A 20,564-nucleotide genomic window follows, 5' to 3' on the forward strand; every position below is an offset into this window, starting at 1 on the left:
GACGCAGGCCATCGCGCCCAGCGGAACCGTAGGAGGAGTGGCAGTCGTCTCCTCAGCGATCAAGCTTGAGGAGTGTGCGCAGTGCGGATCTACATCAGCGCGGACATGGAGGGCGTCACAGGGCTCGTCGACGCCGACGATGTGCAGCCCGGCGGCCGGGACTACGAGCGTGGGCGGTTGATGATGGCGGAGGACGTCAACGCCGCGATCCGGGGTGCCCTCGCGGCCGGTGCCACCGACATCACTGTCAACGATGCTCACGGACCGATGCGCAACATCCTTCCGGAGGCCCTGCACCCGGCGGCCCGCCTCATCCGCGGCAAGCCCAAGCACATGCTCATGCTCGAAGGTCTCGCGCCCGAGCACGATGCCATGGTCTGCGTCGGCTATCACTCGCGGGCCGGCGCACTCGGGGTGCTGAGCCACAGCTTCATGGGCCACGAGATCGAGGACATGTGGCTGGACGGCCGGCCGGTGGGTGAGATCGGCCTGGCCCACGCCACCGCGGAGGCCATCGGCGTTCCGGTTGCGGTCCTCACCGGTGACGACCGCGCCTGCGCGGAGATGGCCGAGTGGGACGCCTCCGTCACCACCGTGGCCGTGAAGAATGCGCGGGACAGATTCGCGGCGGATCTGCGGCCTGCCGAGGAAGCACGTGCCGCGATCGAGGAGGCGGTCGTCGCCAGTCTGTCCGCGCAACGACCGGCCACGGTGGTCCCATCGGGCCCCTCCACGCTCACCGTCCGCTGGCAGTCGGCTTCAGTGGCCTCCACCCTCCCGGGAATTCCAGGGGTCACCTCGACGGACACGCGGACCGTGCAGGCGCAGGGCCCTCTGCCCAGCCTCTACCGGCAGTTCGGAGTGTGGATGCGAGTAGCGGCGTCCCTCACCAACCAGCCACCGTATTGCTGATCACTTGGATTCGACTCGTCCGAGCGGGTCGGGATCGGCCGTCAGCGCGTCACGCGCCGCCTGCCAAGCGGAATCCCCGGGGTGGAGCTCGGTGCGGAGGTAGGCCCAGGTGAGCCGCTGGACCGCGGCGACTCGCTCGGGGTTCTCGTCCGTGGTCTCGGCGACGTCGTATCCGGAAACCCCGCCGAGTCCGTGCTCCGCGTCGAACAGGGTGAGCAGGGACTTGGGGCCCGGGGAGAGGACGTACGGATCGGCGTGCCAGTCCGGGCCCCGAACCGTCAGGTGGGTGGAGGCGTCCTTGTCGCCGGCGACCACGAGCGTGGGCGTCGCCATCTTGGAGAAGTCCATGGTCGAGAAGAACGAATAGTTCTCGGCCACGAACTCGGTGACGGCATCGCCGCCCCTGCCGGGCGCGGCAAGCAGTACACCCGCCTTGATCCGGGGCTCGGCCAGGTTCACTTCCGTTCCGTCGTCCGGGTCGGTGAGCCGGGCGCCGAGCAGCAGGCTCGCGGTGTGCCCGCCCATCGAGTGCCCGGCCACGGCGACCTTGTCGTGGTCCAGGCGCCCGAGAAGCTGCGGTACGGCGGCCTCGATGACGTCGAGCTGGTCGAGGATGCGCGTCATGTCCTCGGCCCGTGAGCGCCAGTGCAGAGGTCCCCCGGGGGTACCGGGATCCAGGCTCAGCGTCCTCGAGCTCAGATGGGTGGGCTGGATCACGACGAAGCCGTGCGCCGCCCAGAAGTTGGCGAGGGGGGCGTAGCCGTTCAGCGAGGAAAGGTGGTTCGAGAAACCCTGGCCGTGCGAGAGCAGGATGACCGGCAGGTCGCTCCCGGTCACGGGCGCGGAGACGCGTACCTCCAGGTCCACGGCTCGACCGGGGGCTTGCAGCACTACGGGACTGACCGAGAGCACTGGAGTGGGCGGACCGAAGGTGTGGGCGGGGTAAGTCGATTCACTCATGATGCGTATTTCCCTTCAATGACCTCTGCTGCCGGTCTCATTCGGCTGACGGCGGGTGAGGCGGTCAGGCCCCGTCAGGGGCGTCCGGCATCGGCTCCGCACCAAACGGAGCGTCGTTCCGATTACGATACGGAGCGACGTTCCGCTTTGTCAACGGCCGCCGGCGGGAGAGCGGGGTGCGCGTCGGCGAAGGTGGCCGGTCCGGCGAGTTCCGAGGGCCGAGCCGTCTTCCCGGTCGGTCGCCCCGTTGTCGGATTCGCCGCCCCCGCACCCGACGAGGCGTGTTGAATGGCCCGGCAGCACGCTCCCGGCTCCGGCGCCTCGGCCGGTACCGGTGGGTTCGCGGTCAGCGGCGACGTCACCATGAAGGCCACAAACGGATCGGTTGTCGCCGGTGTGGTCAACGGAGGTGTGCGCGTGGACCCTCCCAAGCCGGGGCCGGTCCAGGACTGACCGCCCCCGGCTCCTCACCTCAACAGCGCCGTGACCGCGGCGCGTTCCTCGGAAGACTGCTGCACGTGGCGGGCCTCGGCACCGCCGGTGACAGCCGGGCCCCGCACGTCACCGCCTCCCATGGGTCGGTGGCGGTCGGCCACGCCGACCATGTCACGTACATCCGCAAGCAGCGTGCACGCCGCTTGCGGATGCTGGTCGTACCCGTCGTCGTGGCGGGCGGGACGATCACGGCCGTCACTCTCGGGCCTGACTCGTCCCCGTCGGGCCCGGGGCGGTCCTCCACGGCACCGTGGTTCGCCGCGACACCGTCACCTTCCGGGCCGCCGTCCGCCACCGGTTCCCCGTCCGCCACCGCGTCCCCGTCGGCACCGATCGTGCGCGCGTCCGGTTCCACGGCAGCCGTGACCCAGCCGGAGCGGACCGGTGCGGCGGCCACGCCCGAAGCCGGGGCGCCGCCCTCCGTGGAGTCCGGGGCAACCACGCTTTCCCCCGGGTCCGTGTCGCGCCTGCGGAACGTCTCCGCCAACCAGTGCGCGTCCGGCGACGGTTCCGTCTACCCCGGCTTCGGGACCTGCGATTCCAGCGATGCCTACGTGTGGACGTTGCGCTCCTCCGGCGGCGGCACCTTCGAGCTGGTCAACCACGCGAGTGGAAACTGCCTGTCGGCGCCCTTCAACAACAACTACAGGGCCGGGCTGGAAGCCTGCGGCGGCGTCGGAGGCACTGGCTACGTGGTGTGGCGTATCGGGAGCTCCACCGCGGCAGGCCAGACCCTGAAGAACACCGCGACCGGGCATTGCCTGGAGATCGCCTCCCCGGCGTACGGCGGCGGCAAGCAGGTGATGGTGGCCACCTGCAACAGCGACGAGCCCCAGCAACTGTGGAACAACGGGGGGACCGCCTAGGACTCGTCGGGTCCATCACGGGGGCTCGCTGGGAAGCCTACGGACGTGCGGCGCGGCGGCTGCCACGTCACGCCGACGTCCGGCGTGGGCCCGGCGCGCAGGAGAAGGGCAGCGCGGCAGTGTGCGAAGGCGAAGGTCGCAGGCTCGGTGCCCGTGCTAGCATCACCCCACCAATTGCCAGGAATCCTGTTGATTGGCGACGCGGCTCGACGATCGGAACCGTATGTCTCTCCTTGCCCGGCCCGGAGTGGCCTCCTTCGCCGCCAAGTCGATACAGCGCCTCGCCGTGGCGGCCGACCGGCGCCCGAGCGGCCGCGGTTCGGCGGCCGCCTCACACGGCCGATTCCCCGAATTCCCGCGCTTCGTGAGCGAGTTGACGGTCCCGACCTCGGTCGCTCCGGCCCGGGTCGTGGTGTACCTGCCGACGTCCGAGGGTCCGCCGCCGGTTCACGTCAACTTCCACGGTGGCGGGTACGTGATGCCGCTGACGGAGATCGACGATCCGCTCTGTCGTTTCCTCGCCGCCGAGGCAGGGGTGGCCGTGGTCAACGTCGACTACGTCGTGGCCCCGCAGCACCCGTTCCCCGCCCCGCCCCGGCAGGCCTTCGAGGTCGTCCGGTGGATCGCCGAGCACGGCGGCGAGCACGGCTGGGACGGCAGCCGCCTGTCCGTGGGCGGGCAGAGCGCCGGAGGCGGTCTCGCCGCGGCCGTCGCGCGCCAGGCGCTCGAGGAGGGCGGGCCCGCTATAGCCCTGCAGGTCCTGCACTACCCGCCGTTGGACCTCTCGACGAGCGCCCGGGACAAGCGCGCCGCCATCGCCAAGCCGGTGCTGCGCCCCTGGATGGGAGAGATCTTCGACAGCTCGTACGTCCCCGACCCGCGCGAGCGCGCCGACCGACTGGTGTCCCCCGCGGGCGCGGCCGACACCGCCGACCTGAAGGGCATCGCCCCGGCTCTGGTCGTCACGGCGGAGCACGACCTCCTCAAGGCGGAAGCCGTGCGCTACGCCGAGCGTCTTCGGCGGGCGGGCGCCCTCGTCGAGCACCACGACGTGCTCGGAGTCGACCACGGGTACGACGGCAAGGACGACAAGAAGGCCCTGGAGACCTACGCCGTGATCGCCCGTCATGTGCGGCGCGCCGTCAACCCCGGGGTCCGCGAGGCCGGTTGAGCGGCGTCGCACGCCGGGATCGGCAAGACGGCCCGGAGGCGGTTGGGCGGGCGGCCCCGGGACGGACGAGGCGCCCGCCGCACGTCGGACGCCCCGACCACCCGCTCCTCCATCCCCCTCTCCATGGAGGTGACTGTCAGGCCCTGCGAGCGGGCCTCGGGTGGCGTGATGCCCAACTTGTGGGCGCTCTACGTCAGTTCACGCCACACCTTCGCCTGCACGGGTACCCCCTTCTCGGCACGCCGCACACTCACGGCGGCACCGCGCTCACCGGGGCAGAACGGTGCGCCGCCTCGGCGCTCAGGCAGGCGGTCGGCTCGTCGAGGATCAGGATCCGGCCGCCGCGGCGGACCTCACGCGCCACCACGACCATGGTCTGTTCGGCGACGGTGAGCGAACGCGCGGTGCGCTCCACGTCGATGTCGATGCCGAGGCCGGACAGCGCGCGTGCACTTCGCCGGGGTACAGATCGAGGTCCACGCCCTTGAGCGTGGCCGCCCCGCCGAAGCTCTTGGCGACGCCCCGTAACGCGCACCACGGCCGGGCCGATCCTCGCGCAACATCGGCGACCGCCCGCTGCGCATGCTGGGGGTGTACACCTCGGGCACGGTCACGCGTACGTTCACCGGGACCGGGGTGACGGTGGAACACCTGTCGGCACAGGACCAGATGGGCTGAGAAGGGCCATGGGTGCCGCTGGTCGGATCTGGTCCGGACATGCCTGAGGCCGGGCCCCGCCAGGTCCCGGCCTCAGGCATGTCGTCGCGGTCAGCCGGTGGTGGTCAGCTGCTGGGCGGCGTCGCGCCGCGGGGTCCGCTGGGGGCCGCGCAGGCCGGTGAGGGCGACGAAGACCGTGGCGAGCACGGCGGCGATGGCGAACGCCGTGAAGCCCCAGCTCTCGGACTTGGCCGCGACGAGCTGACCGCCGAGCCACGGTCCGAACACGGCGCCGAAGCGGCCGATGCCGGAGACCCAGCCCACGGCGGTGGCACGGTTGTCGTCGCTGGAGCGGCCTGCGACCGTCGCGTAGATCATGGCCTGGGCGCTGAAGAGGAACAGGCCGGTCAGGAACACCACGACGTAGGTGAGCGGCAGCGCCATGTGGATGCCGAGCAGATAGACGCCCAGGGCGGTGGCCGCGAACCAGACGGTGGCGACGCGCGCACCGCCGAAGTGGTCGGAGAAGCGGCCGGCGATCAGCATGCCCGCGATGCCGCCGAGGTTGATGACGATGACGAACGAGAGCGAGGAGCCAAGCTCGTAGCCCGCGCCGCGCATCATGGTGGGCAGCCAGTTGCTGACGCCGTAGACGAGCAGCAGGCCACAGAACGAGGCCAGCCAGAACAGCAGCGTGGTGCGCCACAGGCCGCCGCGGAACAGGGCGACGACGGCGCTCCAGCGGTCCCCGGCCGCGGGACGCTCCGCCGCGGGGGCGGGCAGTTCGACGTCGTAGCGCTCGGCGAGCTCGCGGGCTTCGCGTGTGCGTCCCTTGGCGACCAGGAAGTTCAGCGACTCGGGGAGGTACTTGGCGATCAGCGGGACGCCGATGAGCAGCGGGACCACGCAGATCCAGTAGGCGACGCGCCACTGGCCGGCGCCGGTGGTCCACAGGCCGACGAAGCCCGCCAGGATGCCGCCTGCCTGGTGGGCGGTCATCAACGTGCCGACTATCAGAGCGCGGCGGCCACGCGGTGCGTACTCGGCGACCATCGTGATCGTGGTGGGGAGCAGACCGCCGAGTCCGAGACCCGCGACGAACCGGCCGAGTCCGAAGACACCGAGGCTGGGGGCGACGGCGCAGAGGGCGGACGCGAGCGAGAAGACCGCCGTACAGGTGATGATCACCTTCTTGCGGCCGATCCAGTCGGTGACCGTACCCGCGGACAGCGCGCCGATCAGCATGCCGAAGGTGGCGTAACTGCCCAGGTCGCCGGCCTGGGACGGCTGGAGCCCGAGGGCGTGCTCGGCGAGCATGTTGGGCAGCACGGAGCCGTAGACGAACATGTCGAGGCCGTCGAAGAGCACGACCAGCCAGCACAGGCCGACGACCAGCGTGGCCAGTCCGGTCCCGCGGGCGCGCAGGTCTGGGGAGGGAGACATCATTGTTTCCTCTCGTCCGGGAGAAGTGTCCCTGGAGGGGATGAGTGAGGCGGGTCGGTGCGGCTCGAGCGGCCTGACCCGATGGTGCGCACGACGCTAGGGTTCCGGTTCCCTAAGTGTCAACGCTTTTGTCAACAATCTCAGGAACAATCCAGCCACCGGTTCCGAGAGGCTGCAACAGGAGAGAAACAGCAGGTGAAACGGCCATGGGCGGCACACAGCCATGTGCCGCCCTGCCTGTTTCGCTGACTTGTTCTTGCTGACTTGTTCTCAGTGGTCCGCGGTCGGGTCCAGCGGCGGTGTGCCATGGGTGTGGAAGGACTCGATGGTCTTCAGACCCCACGCCTGCCCCTTGGCACGCTCGGCCTGGGTCCACGTGATCAGGGGCCAGTCGGGGGCCAGTACGAGACGGGTGAGCGGGTTGCACAGCTCGATGCGGTTGCCGCCCGGCTCGTAGACGTAGAGGAAGAACGTCTGCTGGATGGCGTGCTTGTGCGGGCCCGTCTCGATGAACACACCGGTGTCGAGGGCGAGATCGGCGGCGCGCAGGATGTCCTCGCGGGTGTCGGTCGCGAACGCGATGTGGTGCAGCCGCCCGCGCGAGCCCGTCCAGTCCTCGGTGTAGACGACGTCGTACGACTTGTTCGTGAACGTCAGCCACTTCGCGGCGATCCGGCCGCCGTCGAGCTGGATCTGCTCGGTCGGCCGGGCGCCCAGGAGGTGCTGGTGGAAGTCGGCGTTGGCGGCGACGTCGGCGGCCAGGTAGTTCACATGGTCCAGGCGGCGTACGCCCACCCCGTGACCGGGCTTGGCCTGGGGCTGGTTCTTCAGCCCCGGCTTCAGCTCGTCCGGGGCCTGGTACCACTCGGACTCCCAGTACAGGGCCAGTTCGTGGCCGTCGGGGTCGGTGGTGACGTACAGCGGGCCGAGGCCCGGCTCATCCTCGGTCCAGCGGCCCTGGTGACCGGCGGCCTCCAGTTCCTTGACCCTCCGCTGCAGGGCCTCCTCGCTGGAGGCGCGCAGGGCCGTGCGGCGCAGACCGGAGGTCTGGTGCGTGGTGAGGACGAGGCTGTGGTGCTCGTAGTCGTCCCAGGTCCGCAGGTAGACCGAGTCACCGCTGCGGCCGTTGACCGTCAGACCGAGGTAGTCGGTGAAGAACCGCAGACTTCCGTCCAGGTCCGGGGTGAGCAGTTCGACGTGCCCGAGGTGGGCGATGTCGCCGAGGGGCGGGGCCATGCGGGCCTCCTTAAGGGTGGAGTGCGGCTCCGGCCGGCCGGGGGAAGACCGTACCGTCGAAGATCTTGCGTGCGGTGCGGACGACGGCGGTACGGCGGGCCACGGGGGCGGCCCCCGGGGTGCCGTCGTCGATCTCGCTCTCGATGTCGAGGAATCCGGTGGGATGCTCGATGCGCAACCGTCCGCCGTTGTCGGACAGACGGGCGACGTCCTGGCCGACGCCGCCGTGGACGCGCAGCCCGGCGGCGACACTGGCGGCTCCCAGGACACCGATGGCGGTGTGGCAGCGGACCGGGATGAAGGTGCGGGTCATGACCGCGCCGCCGTTCGTGGGCGGTGCCAGCAGGCTGAGCTTGGGCACGGTCGTCTCGCTGACGTCGCCCAGGCCCATCAGCAGGCCCGCCTCCAGGCGGATCCGCTGGAGCCGGTCGTGCAGGGTCAGGTCCTCCTCCAGGTCCCGCGGCCTTTCGTAGCCGGTGACGTGCAGGGAGGAGGCGGCGATCAGCACGGTCGGCATGCCGTTGTCCACGCAGGTCACCGGCGTGTCCGCGACGATGTCCCGGGCGTGCCCGGTGGGCAGCAGGGGGCTGCTGCCCCGCTCGAACTCGATCACCACGGGTGCGGCGGTGCCCGGCACGCCCGAGATCTCGGCCGGCCCCGCGTAGGAGACGCGCCGGTCCGGCGTGGGAAAAGTGGCGGTGGCGTGGTCACCGCTGTTGACCATCCGGATCCGTACCGAGGTGTGCCCGTCCCGGGCGGCGACCAGACCGCGTTCGACGGCGAACGGGCCGACCCCCGCAAGGAGGTTGCCGCAGTTCTGCCGGTCGGAGACCTCGGCCCGGTCCACTCCCACCTGGAGGAAGAGGTAGTCGACCTCCGCGTCGGGGCTCTGGGAGCGGGAGACCACCGCGACCTTGCTGGTGAGCGGGTGCGCTCCGCCGAGTCCGTCGATCTGCCGGGGGTCGGGGCTGCCCATGACCCGCAGCAGCAGGTCGTCGCGCGCCCCGGCGTCGGCCGGCAGGTCCTCGGCCAGGAAGTAGGCGCCCTTCGAGGTCCCACCGCGCATCAGCATGCAGCGCAGTTCCTCGTCGGTGCTCATGACGGGGAACCGTTGCGTTCGTACTCGTCGTAGGCCTGGTACCGCACCCCGAGCCGTACGAGGGTCTCGCGCAGGCCGTAGCGGTCCAGGCCCAACTGGCCCCCGGCGAAGGCGGCCCGGGAGGCGTCCTCCTTGGCGGTGCGCGCCTCGGCCGCCTTGACGGCCGTACCGGCCCGCTCGCGGGGTACGCACACCACGCCGTCGTCGTCGGCGACGATGACGTCACCGGGGCGGACGACCTGTCCGCCGAGCACGACGGGTACGTTCACCGAGCCGGCCGTGGCCTTGACCGTGCCCTGGGCGCAGACGGCCCTCGACCAGACGGGGAAGCCCATGGCTCGCAGGTCGGCGGTGTCGCGCACCCCGGCGTCGATGATCAGGCCGCGCACCCCGCGGTACTGGAGCGCGGTGGCGAAGAGGTCGCCGAACATGCCGTCGGTGGACGGCGAGGTGGTGGTCACCACGAGGATGTCGCCGTCGCGGCACTGCTCGACCGCCGCGTGGATCATGAGGTTGTCGCCGGGCCAGCACAGGGCGGTGACCGCGGTGCCCGCGATGCGCACGTCCTGCTGGACGGGCCGGAACCCGGGACCGAGACTGCCGGTTCGGCCCATGCCCTCCTGGACGGTGGCCACGCCGTAGCCGCCGAGTGCCTCGACGTCCTCGGCCTGGGCGCGCGGCGGGTTGGTGACGATCAGGCCGCTCATCCCAGCTCCTCCGTGACCTGCGGGTAGGGACGCATGTAGGCCTCGCCGTAGGTGGCGTGCGGCAGGCCGAGGTTGGGGCCCGCGTTGCGCTTGAGCTGTACGCCGCGCCGCTTGCCCAGGTCGGTGTAGTAGTCCCACAGGTGCTGCTGGGCGGCGAGGCACTCCATGGCCTTGCGCTTGGTCTCCCAGACCGGGGTGATGTCGAGGAGGACCTCGGGCCGGAAGCCGCACATCTCCGGCTGGTGCGGCTCGAAGAAGAACACCGGCGGGGCTCCGATGATCTCGCCCTCGGAGGGATAGCCGATGGCCTGGGCGAGGACCCGGGCGTCCAGGGCCATGCGGGCGGCCGACGGGTGGTCACCGTTGTAGGGATCGTCCAGGGGGTGGGTCAGCACCACGTCGGGCTGGGTGTCGCGGTAGATGCGTACGAGCTGGTCGGTCAGCTCCTGAGTGACGAGCAGGGGGTAGTCGCCGGCGTCGAGGAAGCGCACGCGGGCGCCCAGGGTCGAGGCCGCCGCCTCGGCCTCGGCACGGCGGATCTCCTTGATCTCCGCCAGCGAATTGCCCTCGCGCCAGGCTTTGGCGGACTCACCGCGCTCCCCGTAGGTGAGGCACGCGATGGTCACCTTCTCTCCACGGGAGGCGGCCAGGGCGATGGCTCCCCCGGCCCGCCAGACGAAGTCCCCGGCATGCGCGGTGATGACAAGTGTCGATCGTGGGGTGGTGGGCGCCTTGCCGTGCGTCATTGCTCACATCTCCTTGGTGGACAGGCCGGATGCCCCACCTCCGCGACGTCATTGGCGCAGCGCGTCGATGACTCCCGCGAGGTGGATACGGACGGCCGCTTCGGCCGCCTGCGGGTCCCGGGCCCTGATCGAATCGATCATGGCCAGGTGCTCACTCAGCGATTGCTGGGGGCGCCCCGGTCTCAGCGCGAGCTGGAAACGGTGGCGCACCAGCTGCCCGTTGAGCCGCTCCAGCAGCCCCACGGCGACCTGCTGGCCGGAGAACTCCCTGATCCGGTCGTGCAGTTCGTGGTTGAGCCGGGAGTAGACCAGTGGCTCGCCGCCCGCGACCGCCTTGGACATCGCCGTGCCCAGGTCGGTCAGCTGGTCCAGCTGGTCCTCGCTCGCCTCGACGGCCGCCTTGGCCGCGCAGAGGCCCTCCAGGACCATGCGGCACTCGGTGATGGCCACCGCTTCCTCGACCGTCACCACCCGCACCCGCGAGCCGCGGTTGCGGATCCGCTCGACCAGTCCCTCCGACTCCAGCTCGATCAGCGCCGCCCGGACGCTGGCCCGCGTGACACCGAACTGCTCGGCGAGCTCGTTCTCGACCAGCCGTTGGGCCGGTGCCATGTCGCCGTGCAGGATCGCCTGCCGCAGGTGCACCAGTGCGTGCTGCTTGGCCTGCTCGCCGGTGCCTGGTCGGGCTTCCTTCGGCATCGCGCCCTCCCTGAGTGAGTGCCTGTCGAACCTAAATCCAGCCCAACAAGATTGTCAACAATTTTGTTCTCTATGTTGCCGACATACTTCGTCGGCGGAACGGTCACTCACCACCACCGGGCGCTGACCGGCCGCAAGCGTCCCACGGCCGCTCGACAGGGGGACGCCATCGCCTCATCTCCCGGGCCGGGCAAGGGCGCAGTTCACTCAGCGGACACCGGCGGATGCCGGCGACCCGAGGGCACGACCGCCGAGGGTCCGTCGCGGGAAATGCCAACTCGAGGCCGGATCCGATTCCTTGGGTGGGTCGGGCCGGGCGCGCGTCACGCGCCGTACGGGCCGAGGGTGACGACCGGGACCGCCCCGACCAGCCCCGACCTGGGCGGGCGTCAGCCGCCCAACGCCAAGAGAAAGTAAAGGGAGTTACCCGCGGCGCCACGGCCCACTTCCCGCACCCCAGGGGCCACCTGCTGCGCTTGACTTCAATGTCCCTATATGCGTAGGTTAGGTACGGGTTGAACAGAAAACATCCGTTTTGCCTGGTGAGAGAGAAACAATCTCAACATCCCGACCGACTACATCCCGACCGACGACAACCCGGTCGTCGGTTAACAGACGGACGGGCGCCCCGCCGCGGGGTTCGCTGCACTTCAGCAGCCTGGGTGGGCCCGATGACGCGTGCTCAGCGCGCGAGTCGGCGACGGCAACTCCCGTCACTCTCAACGCCGATGTACCGGACCCTTATCGCGAACGTCTCAGTGCCTCCAAGCTGCCGACGTCACCGCGGCCGTGCAGAGCCGGCACCTGTCTATGCTCCCGGGAAGGGAAAGCACCATGCGGATCATCACTTCAACGACGTTCCGGCTGGTCGCCAGCCTGTTCGCCGCTCTGGCCCTGGCATTCGGCACAGCCGGCATCGCCAGCGCGGCCAGCCACTCGGATCACTCCTCCGACTACTCCTACAGCAGCAACTGGAACGACAACGGAGACCACGGCGGCGGTGGAGACCACGGCGGCGGTGACTACGGCGGTGGTGACCACGGTGGTGGCGGAGACCACGGCGGCGGCGGTGGCGGAGACCACGGCGGCGGCGGAGACCACGGCGGCGGCGGCGGAGACCACGGCGGCGGTGGCGGAGACCACGGCGGCGGTGGCGGAGACCACGGCGGCGGCGGTGGCGGTGGGGGCGGCCACGGCGGTGGTGGCGGTGGCGGACGCTGACCCCAGTGGTCGCAACTGACATCTGAAGATTGACGGCCCGTCATCTCGCCGAAGACGGCTGGTCTTGTCCGAACGGTCCCGCGTCGCGCCGACGACACGGGACCGTTCGGCGTGCGGCCGTACGACCTGCACTGGCGGTCGTCCACGGTCCCGGTAGCGCCGCGACACAACCGATCGGGGGCGTGATGACGACCGGTGCACGGCGCGTGACGCTGAGCGACGTCGCCACGGCGAGCGGCGTCTCGCGGGCACCCGTGAGCTTCGTCCTCACCGACGATCCGCACCGGACCATCTCGCCGACCACGAGCCCGGGGCGGCGGGCGACTGGCGGGCGGGGTTCGCCGCGAACGCCGCCCTGCGGATTCGACACCTCGCCGACCGCGGCCACACCCACCTCGCGATGGCGTTGCCCGCCCCGGCGTCGACTACGCGGCTCGGCGATAGAGCTCCGTCAGGAGTTCGATGGCGGCGGGGGCGGCTGGGTGCGGGGCGTCCCGCCACCAGGCGAGCCGGACCGCGATCGGCTCGGCGTCGCGCACCGGCCGGTAGACGACGCCGGGCCGCGGGTACTGGTGCGCGGTGGACTCGGCCGTCATGCCCACACAGCGCCCCGTGGAGATCTCGGTGAGCCACTCGTCGACATCGTGGGTCTCCCTGGTCACCGGGCGGGAGTCGGGCGGGAACAGCTCGGTCGTGGTGGTGCCGGTCCTGCGGTCGATCAGCAGGACGCGCCCGCCGAGGTCGGCGAGTCGCACCGAGCGGCGTCCGGCCAGCGGATCGTCGGCTGCCACGGCGCACAGCCGCCGTTCCAGCCCCACGATCGCGGAGTCGAACCGCCGGTCGTCCAGGGGTCTGCGCACCACGGCCGCGTCGCAGGCTCCCTCGGCGAGGCCGGCGGTGACGGAGTTGACACGCACGAGCCGCAGCTCCGTCTCGGGGTGCGCCCGCGCCCAGTCGCGCTGAAAGGCCAGGGTGTGACGGCCGAGTGCGGACCAGGCGTACCCGATCCGCAGCGAGGCGCGACCCGACGTGGCCTCCTGGACCAGGTCGGCCACCTCGCCGAGTACCCGCCGGGCATGCGCCAGCACCCGCAGTCCCGTCACCGTCGGGGCGACCTCGCGGGAGGTGCGCCGCAGCAGCCGCACCCCGAGGACGCGCTCGAGCGAGGCCAGTGTGCGGGACACGGCGGCCTGGGAGACCCCGAGCGCGATGGCGGCGTCGGTGAAGGTGCCCTCATCGACGATCGCGACGAGACAGCGCAACTGCCGCAGCTCCACATTCATGACGGAGGCGTCCTTGGCGTAGGCGTCCCTGACGGATGCGTCCTCGTCGGAAGCGCCCTTGCCCGAGGTGTCCTCGAAGGAGGCGCCCTTGCCGGATGCGTCCTCGTCGGAAGCGTCCTTGCCGGATGCGTCTTCGGCTGAAGGATCCATGACCCCAGCGTATAGATGGATCGGCTGATGCATTTTGCGCAAGAGCCCCGGCCTCCCAGCATCGAGACATGCACGCAGCCTCCGCACGCCCGGCAGCACCCGCGCGTCGCACTCCCCCGGCACCCACGGCCCCGAAGCCGGACGGCACGCGCCTGACCGGCGTGGTCACCATGGTCGGCAGTGGCCTGTCCAACCAGACCGGTGCCGCGATCGGCTCCCTGGCCTTCCCCGTCCTCGGCCCCGTCGGTGTGGTCGCGGTCCGTCAGTACGTCGCCGCGGTCGTCCTGCTGGCAGTGGGCCGCCCCCGGCTGCGGACGTTCACCTGGGCGCAGTGGTGGCCGGTCGTGCTGCTGGCGCTGGTGTTCGGGACCATGAACCTGTCCCTCTATACGGCGATCGACCGCATCGGCCTGGGGCTGGCGGTGACCCTCGAATTCCTGGGCCCGCTCAGCATCGCGCTGGCCGCCTCCCGCCGCCGCGTGGACGCGTGCTGTGCGGTGATCGCCGCGGCGGGTGTCGTCACGCTGATGCGTCCGCGCCCCTCCGCCGACTTCCTCGGAATGGGCCTCGGGCTGCTGGCCGCCGGCTGCTGGGCGTCGTACATCCTGCTCAACCGCACCGTCGGCCGCCGTATCCCCGGGGCCGCGGGGTCCGCTGCTGCCGCCGGGCTCTCCGCCCTACTGTTCCTGCCGGTCGGCGTCGCCGTCGCGGTCCGGCATCCTCCGACGCCGACGGCGGTCGGCTGCGCCGTGGCCGCCGGCGTGCTGTCCTCCGCGGTGCCCTGCCTCGCGGACCTGTTCACCCTGCGCCGCGTCCCGGCCCCGGCCTTCGGTCTCTTCATGAGCGTCAATCCCGTCCTGGCCGGTCTGGTCGGGTGGATCGTCCTCGGTCAGAGCCTGGACTGGACGGAGTGGACGGGCATCGGCGCCGTCGTCGCGGCCAACGTGCTCGGCATTCTGGCTGCACGAAGTTGACGGACACTTCACGGACCTGACGGAAATCCGGGCAACGGACGTCCCCAGAAGAACGTTTCGGCGAAAACGCCAGACCGCGCCACCCCTTCCGTCACATAGAGATATCTACCAGCATGAACGCGCCGGGTCGGCGCCCAGGTGCGGGTTCCGCATCCGAGTGCGCCGCTCCACACCTGGTCAGACGGCCTGCGAATGTCCTGGAGTTGGTCATGCCGGATGTGATGTGGATGCAAGGTGTCGAGTGGCTCGCGGCTGCCGCCTCGGACCCCCGGGCCTGCAAGCGCGAGTGGGATCAGGGGACGGGGACCGTGCTCATGGAGGCCGGACGGTTCTGGGACGTACTCAGCGTTCCCGAGCAACTCGGGCTGCTCGCCCTGGACATCCTGTGGAACGACCCGCTGCGCGCCCCCGGCCCCACCCTGGTGGACACCGCATCACGGAGAGTGGGCTTCTTCCTGCCGCCGGACCCGGCCAGCCGCTGGGTCGGCTCCGGGCTCCGTCACGCGGGCAAGGGCTCGTGGGTCGCCGTTCCACCGCCGTACCGCGCCGCGCGGTTCCTGGAATGGCTGATCCCGCCCGACGGGACCGGAGACCTGCATGCCGCGGTCCCCTTGGAACTGGCGTTGCAGCGGGCCAACGGGACGCTCGCCGTCCTCGCACCCCCGCCCGGAGGGTGACCGGTACTCCGCGGCAGCGCGCGGAGAGGTTCACCAGCCCAGCAGGCCACGGGGTACGGGGACAGCGGGTACGGGGACAGCGGGTACGGGGACGGCAGGTACGGGGACGGCAGGTACGGTCCGGGGTTCGGCGGGTACCGGTCCGGCGGTCTTCTCGTCCCGCCTCTCCGCGCAGGAGTCGACCGGCCACGCCGCGCTGTCGAAGGGGCTGGAGGCGGCGAAGGAGGCCCACAGCACCGCGACCACCTCACGGTGCTCCGGAACCACCCGGCCCTTGACCCGCCACTCCGCGACCGGTTGGTCGTGGATCGGCGGGTGACCCAGGCGCCCGTCCGTCAGCTCGGCGTAGGGCCGACCCGCGAGGCCCTGCTCCGGACGGCGCCGCTGGGCCGTGTGAGTGCTGTCCATGTCGGAGCAACGGCGGTGCGCGCGCTGGTGGTACGCGCCCGTGGTACCGCTCACCGAGTCGGGTGAACGCGCCGCCCGTTCGGAGCCATGACCCTGTCCGACAAGCATCTTCACCCACCAATTTCACGCATCGACGCGGTCGCGCCGAGCGTGGTCACGCCGAGCGTGGACCAGGTCAGCTCCGCGTGCCCGGAGCGACGGCCGCCTCCGGTTCCGTTTCCGTACGCGCGGAGTGGGCTTCCGCGCGGGCCGAGGCGGAGAGCCGGCCGGCACGCTGGACCGGCACGAGAAGGGCGGCCAGCGCCGCGGCCAGACAGAGCAGGGCGAGCAGGGTGAACCCGTGGGTGTATCCCGAGCCGTAGGGAAGGCCCGAGGACTGGAGCCGGCCGGTCACCAGAACGCTGGTCACGGCCGCGCCGATGGACCCTCCGATGGTGCGGATGTTGGCGTTCATCCCGGTCGCGGCGCCGGTCTGCTCGGGCGGCACGCTGCCGACGATCAGGTTGGCCATCGAGGCGAAGGCGAGTCCGATGCCCAGGCCGAAGATGCCCGCGGCGAAGGCCACTTGCCACTGCTGGTCGTGCCACAGGGCGAGGAAGGCACAGGCGACCGCACCGAGCGCGGCACCGGTCGTGAGCAGCTTCTTGGCGCCGAGGACGGGCTCCAGCCGACCACTGAGCACACCCGAGCAGAACATGGCGAGCAGCATCGGCAGCATGAGCAGTCCGGCCGCGGTGACACTGGCGCCGAAGCCGTATCCGGCGGAGCTCGGGGTCTGCACGAAGCCGGGGAGGAAGGACCAGATCGCGTACATGCCCGCGCCGAACAGGAGCGCGGCGGTGTTGGTGGTCCACACCGCGGGCAGCCGCATGACGCGCAGGTCGATCAGCGGGGTGCGGGAGCGCGCCTCGACCAGCAGCCACAGCGCGAAGAGCAGGACGGCGGCGGCGAACAGCCCGATCACCCGGGCCGATCCCCAGCCCCACTGGCCCGCCTGGCTGAGCGGGAGCAGCAGCGCTACCAGCCAGCCCGACAGCAGGACGGCACCGAGCCAGCTGACGCGTCCCTCGGCCCGGCTCGGGGATTCGGGGACGTAGCGCAGGGCGATCAGCGTGGTGACCGCGACGACACCGACGGGCAGCCAGAACAGCCAGCGGTAGTCGAGCGCGGACACGATGGGACCGGCCGCCACCAGTCCGACGCCGCCGCCCGCGGCGATCACGGCGGACAGGTTGCTGATGCTGGGGCCGACCTCGGCCGCGGTGAACTCGTCCCGGATGATGCCGAAGGAGAGCGGGAACAGCGCACCGCCTATGCCCTGGACGACCCGGGCGACGATCAGCACGCCGATGTTCGGCGCGAGCGCGGCGAGCAGACAGCCGAGTGTCACGGTCACGAGGACGGCGACGAGGGTGCGCTTCTTGCCGATCAGGTCGCCGACCCGGCCGAGGATCGGGGTGAAGACCGAGGCGGACAGCAGGTAGGCCGTCATCACCCAGGTCACGGTGGACTGCGAGGTGTTCAGGGCGTGCTGGACGGTCGGCAGGGCCGGTGCGATCAGCGACTGGAGCATGGAGAACACGCCCGCACCGGTCGCGAGGACCGCGAAGGTGAGGCGGGTGGACTTCGTGGGCATGAAAGGCCTCTCCGAACGGAGCGGATCGGAACAGGGAACGAAACAGAGCAAGCGGAACGGCCACTCAAGGAGCGGGGGCGGGCTGCGCACGGCCCGATCGAGGTCACAGGGGGTACGAGCGCGTCGACGGTGCGTGCGGACGCACGGCACCACGGGGACGCACCCCCGACTGCTAAAGTGGAGGTATGCCTCCACTGTAACGGAGGCAACCCTCCGCTTCAACTTCTTCTCGGCCGGGAGGCACCAAGTGACGGCTCAGCCGTTCCCCATCAGCGAGATCGTGGCGTCCCGGCGCCCGCACCGCAAAGACGCCGCGCGCAACTACGACGCCCTGCTGACCGCCGCACGCGAGGCCTTCGCGGAGCACGGCGCGGAGGCGTCCCTGGAGGACATCGCCCGGCGCGCGGGCGTGGGCATCGGCACCCTCTACCGGAACTTCCCCACCCGCCGCCACCTCTTCGAGAGCGTGTACGCGGACGAGGTGGACGCCCTGTGCCAGGTGGCCCTGGGAGTCGCCGAGCGGGAGCCCTGGGAGGCGCTGACCTCGTGGCTGCGGCGGTTCGTGGACTACACCGTGACCAAACGGGCCATCCGTGAGGCGCTCGACAACGAGTCGGAGATCTTCCTGACCTGCCGGGACTCGATGTACCAGGCGGGCGGCCCGCTGTTCGAGCGGGCGCAGAAGGCCGGCGAGGCGCGCGCGGACATGGACTTCGACGACCTGCTGCGCATGGTCGCCGGGATCACCTCGACGAACTTCCTCGACGACACCCAGCGCGACCGGGTCCTCACGGTCGCGCTGGACGGCGTCCGCGCCGCGCGCTGACATCGGCCCGGGGCAGGAGGGGACTCCTACCCCTTCGTGCGCCCCGTCGCCCACACCGCACTTACCCTCCAGTAATATCTCGCGGCAGTCCCCTGGAGGAGGAACCGTGCCACGGTCGGAACGCTCAGCTCTGTTGCTCGCCGGCCTGCTGGCCACCGCGGGTGTCGGTCACTTCGTGTCGCCGCGGCAGTTCGACGCGACCATTCCGCGGGCGCTGCCGGGGGCACCCCGGACCTGGACGTACGCGAGCGGTGTCGCCGAACTGGCGCTGGCCGCCGGGGTGGCGGTGCCCCGTACCCGGCGGGTGGCCGCGCTGGCCACCGCGGCCTTCTTCGTCGGAGTGTTCCCCGCCAACGTCCAGATGGCCGTGGACTGGCGTCGGCGTCCCGCCCCGCAGAAGGCCGCGGCGATCGCGCGACTCCCCTTGCAGGTGCCCCTTGTACTGTGGGCACGCAGCGTTGCCAATGGTGGGAAGGGTCAGTCATGACGCGTGGTGTGGATGTGGGCGACAAGGTCGAGGACTTCGCCCTGCCCGACGAGACCGGCACGGAGCGCAAGCTGACCGATTTGCTCGGCGAGGGACCGGTCGTGCTGTTCTTCTACCCCGCCGCGCTCTCCGCCGGCTGCACCACCGAGGCGTGCCACTTCCGTGATCTGGCCGCCGAGTTCACCGCCGCCGGCGGGCGGCCGGTCGGCATCAGTGGTGACGCGGTCGACAAGCAGCAGGAGTTCGCCGGGCGTCACACGCTCGGATACCCGCTGCTGTCCGATGTCGACGGCACGGTCCGCGAGCGGTTCGGGGTGAAGCGCGGCTTCTCCCTGGCACCCACGAAGCGGGTCACCTTCGTCATCGCGCAGGACCGCACCGTCCTGGAGGTGGTGCGCAGCGAACTGCGGATGAGCGCCCACGCGGACCGGGCCCTCGCCGCGCTGCGGGCCCATCAGGGCTGACCTTCGGCTCCCCCGCGGCGGCCGGATCGTCGTGCCCCGGCCCGGCGCGCCCGCGTCACTCGCCCTTGGCCGGCGGCCCGACGACATGAAGGTCGTAGGCGCCCACCAGGCCGGCGGCGGCGTCGAGGCCGAGGGACGGGGGCAGTTCACCGGCAAAGGCCACCGGTGTGCCGTTGCGGGTGAACCATTCCGCGACCCCGGTCGACACCGAGGTCACGAGCAGACGGGATTCCGGGCTGCGCACGACATGGCGGCGCGGGACGCCGCGCGGACCGAAGGCGACGTCGCCCGGACCCAGGTCGTAGCGCTGCTCTCCGACGAAGAAGGTGATCTCACCTTCGAGTACGGCCCAGATCTCATCGTCATGGGCGTCCACGTGCATGCTGATCCTTCGCTTCGTGAGGCGGTCGGGCGGGGCCTCGTCCATTGTGCGAAGCGGTGGCTCGAGGAAGCTTCAGTCATCTGACTGGTCCGTCCGAGCGGGTCAGCACTGCGCCGAGGCCGGAAGATCGGCCCGCTCGTCGCCGCGCAGGTACAGGGCGCTGACCCAGCCGTTGCCGATGCCGGGGCCGCCGGAGAGATAGACCCAGATGTGGCTGGTGGAACCGTGGTCGACGACCGTCTCGCCGGAGAGCCAGCAGAAGGCGGAGTAGCTGTACCCGGCGCGCAGCCTGCCGATCACGGGGTGGCCGTTGCCCGGACCGGAACGGATGGGCGCGTCGACGAGGGACACGACGGTGTACGTCTCGAAGGCGGCCTGCCGCGTGTGACCGGTCGGCGCCGCGGCCGAGGCGGTTCCCGCGCTCAGAAGGCCGCACGCGAGTACGGTTCCGGCGAGGACGGCGGCGGCCTTGCGTCGGATGCTCATGGGTGAACTCCTTGGCACGGAGGGACGATCGCGGTGCATTCCGGTGAGTTCCGCTGCCATCAGCACTGGGCGGAGGCCGGCAGATTCGCGTACTGGTCGCCCTTGAAATAGACGGCGCTGCTGAATCCGTCGGCGAATCCGATCCAGATGTCGTTCGTGTAGCCGTGGTCCGTGATGGTCTGCCCGTGGGTCCAGCAGTACGCGGTGTAGGACTGACCGGCGGTCAGGGTGGCCAGGTAGGCGCTGTCCTGCGTCGGCAGCTGGCGGACCTTGACGTTCTCGTAGGGCACGACGGTGTACGACTGCTCGGCGGGCGAGGCAGGCACGGCGGCGGCCAGGCCGGCCGGGACGAGGAAGGCGAGCGTCGCGGCGCACGTGGTGACGACGGCCGGAATACGGCGCATGAGGAACTCCCCCTGTGTGTGGTGTTTCGCTTTCGACCACCGCCACAGTGGGCGCCGAGGGAGCACGGCGGCAATGCCATTCAACGCTGTTCGAAGTGAGCGCACGGCTGCGGAAGATGGAGCGCGGGTGTACTGCCGTTGTCCCTTCGGTGGTCGGCGGGCGTCCATATGTCCG

Annotated in this window: 24 protein-coding genes; 10 read left to right on the forward strand and 14 right to left on the reverse strand. The window is 70.8% G+C overall.

The window, feature by feature from the left end; genetic code table 11:
* Positions 1 to 81 precede the first annotated feature (81 nt).
* Complete coding sequence (locus FNV62_RS04585) at positions 82 to 912, forward strand: M55 family metallopeptidase (protein ID WP_144314701.1); 831 nt, start codon at positions 82 to 84, stop codon at positions 910 to 912.
* Here the strand turns inward: FNV62_RS04585 and FNV62_RS04590 are convergent, their stop codons facing one another.
* Positions 913 to 1,872 carry an alpha/beta hydrolase family protein gene (locus FNV62_RS04590; protein WP_143600007.1) on the reverse strand — a complete coding sequence of 320 codons (960 nt, stop codon included), beginning with the start codon at positions 1,870 to 1,872 and terminating at the stop codon, positions 913 to 915.
* Positions 1,873 to 2,160: 288 nt separating this feature from the next.
* Here FNV62_RS04590 and FNV62_RS04595 point away from each other — a divergent pair, with 288 nt between their 5' ends.
* From FNV62_RS04595 to FNV62_RS04605, 3 genes are all read left to right on the forward strand, one after another.
* Positions 2,161 to 2,325 carry a hypothetical protein gene (locus FNV62_RS04595; protein ID WP_164331528.1) on the forward strand — a complete coding sequence of 55 codons (165 nt, stop codon included), beginning with the start codon at positions 2,161 to 2,163 and terminating at the stop codon, positions 2,323 to 2,325.
* A 65-nt stretch (positions 2,326 to 2,390) separates the two neighbouring features.
* On the forward strand, positions 2,391 to 3,233 hold the full coding sequence (locus tag FNV62_RS04600) for an RICIN domain-containing protein (protein ID WP_143600008.1): 843 nt from the start codon (positions 2,391 to 2,393) through the stop codon (positions 3,231 to 3,233).
* 223 nt (positions 3,234 to 3,456) lie between these two features.
* Complete coding sequence (locus FNV62_RS04605) at positions 3,457 to 4,404, forward strand: alpha/beta hydrolase fold domain-containing protein (RefSeq protein WP_143600009.1); 948 nt, start codon at positions 3,457 to 3,459, stop codon at positions 4,402 to 4,404.
* A 250-nt stretch (positions 4,405 to 4,654) separates the two neighbouring features.
* On the opposite strand, the gene FNV62_RS55325 is transcribed toward FNV62_RS04605, so the two are convergent.
* From FNV62_RS55325 to FNV62_RS04645, 7 genes are all read right to left on the reverse strand, one after another.
* Complete coding sequence (locus tag FNV62_RS55325) at positions 4,655 to 4,819, reverse strand: hypothetical protein (RefSeq protein WP_225900141.1); 165 nt, start codon at positions 4,817 to 4,819, stop codon at positions 4,655 to 4,657.
* A gap of 353 nt (positions 4,820 to 5,172) precedes the next feature.
* Positions 5,173 to 6,504: an MFS transporter gene (locus tag FNV62_RS04620; protein WP_054229446.1), complete on the reverse strand. Its 1,332-nt coding sequence runs from the start codon at positions 6,502 to 6,504 to the stop codon at positions 5,173 to 5,175.
* 270 nt (positions 6,505 to 6,774) lie between these two features.
* On the reverse strand, positions 6,775 to 7,740 hold the full coding sequence (locus tag FNV62_RS04625) for a catechol 2,3-dioxygenase (RefSeq protein ID WP_144314702.1): 966 nt from the start codon (positions 7,738 to 7,740) through the stop codon (positions 6,775 to 6,777).
* 10 nt (positions 7,741 to 7,750) lie between these two features.
* Entirely contained in the window at positions 7,751 to 8,839 is a 1,089-nt protein-coding gene (locus tag FNV62_RS04630; RefSeq protein ID WP_143600011.1) for a 4-oxalomesaconate tautomerase, read from the reverse strand.
* On the reverse strand, positions 8,836 to 9,546 hold the full coding sequence (locus tag FNV62_RS04635; protein ID WP_143600012.1) for a 4-carboxy-4-hydroxy-2-oxoadipate aldolase/oxaloacetate decarboxylase: 711 nt from the start codon (positions 9,544 to 9,546) through the stop codon (positions 8,836 to 8,838). Before FNV62_RS04635 ends, FNV62_RS04630 begins: the two co-directional genes overlap by 4 nt.
* A complete protein-coding gene (locus FNV62_RS04640; protein ID WP_143600013.1) occupies positions 9,543 to 10,292 on the reverse strand; it encodes a PIG-L deacetylase family protein in 750 nt (249 codons plus the stop codon). The genes FNV62_RS04635 and FNV62_RS04640 overlap by 4 nt, the downstream gene beginning before the upstream one ends.
* 48 nt (positions 10,293 to 10,340) lie before the next feature.
* Entirely contained in the window at positions 10,341 to 10,991 is a 651-nt protein-coding gene (locus FNV62_RS04645; RefSeq protein WP_143600014.1) for a GntR family transcriptional regulator, read from the reverse strand.
* A 1,000-nt stretch (positions 10,992 to 11,991) separates the two neighbouring features.
* Here FNV62_RS04645 and FNV62_RS04650 point away from each other — a divergent pair.
* Positions 11,992 to 12,231 carry a hypothetical protein gene (locus FNV62_RS04650; protein WP_164657603.1) on the forward strand — a complete coding sequence of 80 codons (240 nt, stop codon included), beginning with the start codon at positions 11,992 to 11,994 and terminating at the stop codon, positions 12,229 to 12,231.
* A gap of 406 nt (positions 12,232 to 12,637) precedes the next feature.
* On the opposite strand, the gene FNV62_RS04660 is transcribed toward FNV62_RS04650, so the two are convergent.
* A complete protein-coding gene (locus tag FNV62_RS04660) occupies positions 12,638 to 13,495 on the reverse strand; it encodes a LysR family transcriptional regulator (RefSeq protein WP_143605157.1) in 858 nt (285 codons plus the stop codon).
* 218 nt (positions 13,496 to 13,713) lie between these two features.
* Between FNV62_RS04660 and FNV62_RS04665 the strand changes: the two genes are divergently transcribed.
* Together FNV62_RS04665 and FNV62_RS04670 are read left to right on the forward strand one after the other, a co-directional pair.
* On the forward strand, positions 13,714 to 14,619 hold the full coding sequence (locus FNV62_RS04665; RefSeq protein WP_143600015.1) for an EamA family transporter: 906 nt from the start codon (positions 13,714 to 13,716) through the stop codon (positions 14,617 to 14,619).
* A 209-nt stretch (positions 14,620 to 14,828) separates the two neighbouring features.
* A complete protein-coding gene (locus tag FNV62_RS04670) occupies positions 14,829 to 15,296 on the forward strand; it encodes a hypothetical protein (protein ID WP_097282724.1) in 468 nt (155 codons plus the stop codon).
* Between the two features lie 30 nt (positions 15,297 to 15,326).
* On the opposite strand, the gene FNV62_RS04675 is transcribed toward FNV62_RS04670, so the two are convergent.
* Positions 15,327 to 15,818 carry a hypothetical protein gene (locus tag FNV62_RS04675; RefSeq protein WP_186003040.1) on the reverse strand — a complete coding sequence of 164 codons (492 nt, stop codon included), beginning with the start codon at positions 15,816 to 15,818 and terminating at the stop codon, positions 15,327 to 15,329.
* Positions 15,819 to 15,879: 61 nt separating this feature from the next.
* Positions 15,880 to 17,340 carry an MFS transporter gene (locus tag FNV62_RS04680; protein WP_143600016.1) on the reverse strand — a complete coding sequence of 487 codons (1,461 nt, stop codon included), beginning with the start codon at positions 17,338 to 17,340 and terminating at the stop codon, positions 15,880 to 15,882.
* Between the two features lie 247 nt (positions 17,341 to 17,587).
* On the opposite strand from FNV62_RS04680, the gene FNV62_RS04685 reads away from it, so the two are divergent.
* The 3 genes from FNV62_RS04685 to FNV62_RS04695 all read left to right on the forward strand — a co-directional run bounded on the left by FNV62_RS04685 (position 17,588) and on the right by FNV62_RS04695 (position 19,117).
* Positions 17,588 to 18,166 carry a TetR/AcrR family transcriptional regulator gene (locus FNV62_RS04685; protein ID WP_144314703.1) on the forward strand — a complete coding sequence of 193 codons (579 nt, stop codon included), beginning with the start codon at positions 17,588 to 17,590 and terminating at the stop codon, positions 18,164 to 18,166.
* Between the two features lie 106 nt (positions 18,167 to 18,272).
* Positions 18,273 to 18,653 (forward strand): MauE/DoxX family redox-associated membrane protein, encoded by a 381-nt coding sequence (locus FNV62_RS04690; protein ID WP_097282726.1) that lies wholly within the window; start codon positions 18,273 to 18,275, stop codon positions 18,651 to 18,653.
* Positions 18,650 to 19,117: a peroxiredoxin gene (locus FNV62_RS04695; protein ID WP_097282727.1), complete on the forward strand. Its 468-nt coding sequence runs from the start codon at positions 18,650 to 18,652 to the stop codon at positions 19,115 to 19,117. The genes FNV62_RS04690 and FNV62_RS04695 overlap by 4 nt, the downstream gene beginning before the upstream one ends.
* Positions 19,118 to 19,172: 55 nt before the next feature.
* On the opposite strand, the gene FNV62_RS04700 is transcribed toward FNV62_RS04695, so the two are convergent.
* The 3 genes from FNV62_RS04700 to FNV62_RS04710 form a co-directional block, all read right to left on the reverse strand.
* The gene (locus FNV62_RS04700) at positions 19,173 to 19,493 is read right to left on the reverse strand and encodes a cupin domain-containing protein (protein WP_240361149.1); all 321 of its coding nucleotides are present in this window, start codon (positions 19,491 to 19,493) and stop codon (positions 19,173 to 19,175) included.
* A gap of 108 nt (positions 19,494 to 19,601) precedes the next feature.
* Positions 19,602 to 19,985: an SH3 domain-containing protein gene (locus FNV62_RS04705; protein ID WP_144314704.1), complete on the reverse strand. Its 384-nt coding sequence runs from the start codon at positions 19,983 to 19,985 to the stop codon at positions 19,602 to 19,604.
* Positions 19,986 to 20,044: 59 nt separating this feature from the next.
* Complete coding sequence (locus FNV62_RS04710) at positions 20,045 to 20,389, reverse strand: SH3 domain-containing protein (protein WP_144314705.1); 345 nt, start codon at positions 20,387 to 20,389, stop codon at positions 20,045 to 20,047.
* Between the last annotated feature and the right edge of the window lie 175 nt (positions 20,390 to 20,564).

The organism is Streptomyces sp. RLB3-17 (assembly GCF_007113425.2).
GTDB classification, from domain to species: domain Bacteria; phylum Actinomycetota; class Actinomycetes; order Streptomycetales; family Streptomycetaceae; genus Streptomyces; species Streptomyces mirabilis_D.

Coding starts and splice junctions, on each gene's coding strand:
- FNV62_RS04590 (WP_143600007.1), bottom strand. CDS start 1,872: ATGAGTGAATCGACTTACCCCGCCCACACCTTCGGTCCGCCCACTCCA.
- FNV62_RS04595 (WP_164331528.1), top strand. CDS start 2,161: ATGGCCCGGCAGCACGCTCCCGGCTCCGGCGCCTCGGCCGGTACCGGT.
- FNV62_RS04605 (WP_143600009.1), top strand. CDS start 3,457: ATGTCTCTCCTTGCCCGGCCCGGAGTGGCCTCCTTCGCCGCCAAGTCG.
- FNV62_RS04620 (WP_054229446.1), bottom strand. CDS start 6,504: ATGTCTCCCTCCCCAGACCTGCGCGCCCGCGGGACCGGACTGGCCACG.
- FNV62_RS04625 (WP_144314702.1), bottom strand. CDS start 7,740: ATGGCCCCGCCCCTCGGCGACATCGCCCACCTCGGGCACGTCGAACTG.
- FNV62_RS04630 (WP_143600011.1), bottom strand. CDS start 8,839: ATGAGCACCGACGAGGAACTGCGCTGCATGCTGATGCGCGGTGGGACC.
- FNV62_RS04635 (WP_143600012.1), bottom strand. CDS start 9,546: ATGAGCGGCCTGATCGTCACCAACCCGCCGCGCGCCCAGGCCGAGGAC.
- FNV62_RS04640 (WP_143600013.1), bottom strand. CDS start 10,292: ATGACGCACGGCAAGGCGCCCACCACCCCACGATCGACACTTGTCATC.
- FNV62_RS04645 (WP_143600014.1), bottom strand. CDS start 10,991: ATGCCGAAGGAAGCCCGACCAGGCACCGGCGAGCAGGCCAAGCAGCAC.
- FNV62_RS04660 (WP_143605157.1), bottom strand. CDS start 13,495: ATGAATGTGGAGCTGCGGCAGTTGCGCTGTCTCGTCGCGATCGTCGAT.
- FNV62_RS04665 (WP_143600015.1), top strand. CDS start 13,714: ATGCACGCAGCCTCCGCACGCCCGGCAGCACCCGCGCGTCGCACTCCC.
- FNV62_RS04670 (WP_097282724.1), top strand. CDS start 14,829: ATGCCGGATGTGATGTGGATGCAAGGTGTCGAGTGGCTCGCGGCTGCC.
- FNV62_RS04680 (WP_143600016.1), bottom strand. CDS start 17,340: ATGCCCACGAAGTCCACCCGCCTCACCTTCGCGGTCCTCGCGACCGGT.
- FNV62_RS04695 (WP_097282727.1), top strand. CDS start 18,650: ATGACGCGTGGTGTGGATGTGGGCGACAAGGTCGAGGACTTCGCCCTG.
- FNV62_RS04705 (WP_144314704.1), bottom strand. CDS start 19,985: ATGAGCATCCGACGCAAGGCCGCCGCCGTCCTCGCCGGAACCGTACTC.
- FNV62_RS04710 (WP_144314705.1), bottom strand. CDS start 20,389: ATGCGCCGTATTCCGGCCGTCGTCACCACGTGCGCCGCGACGCTCGCC.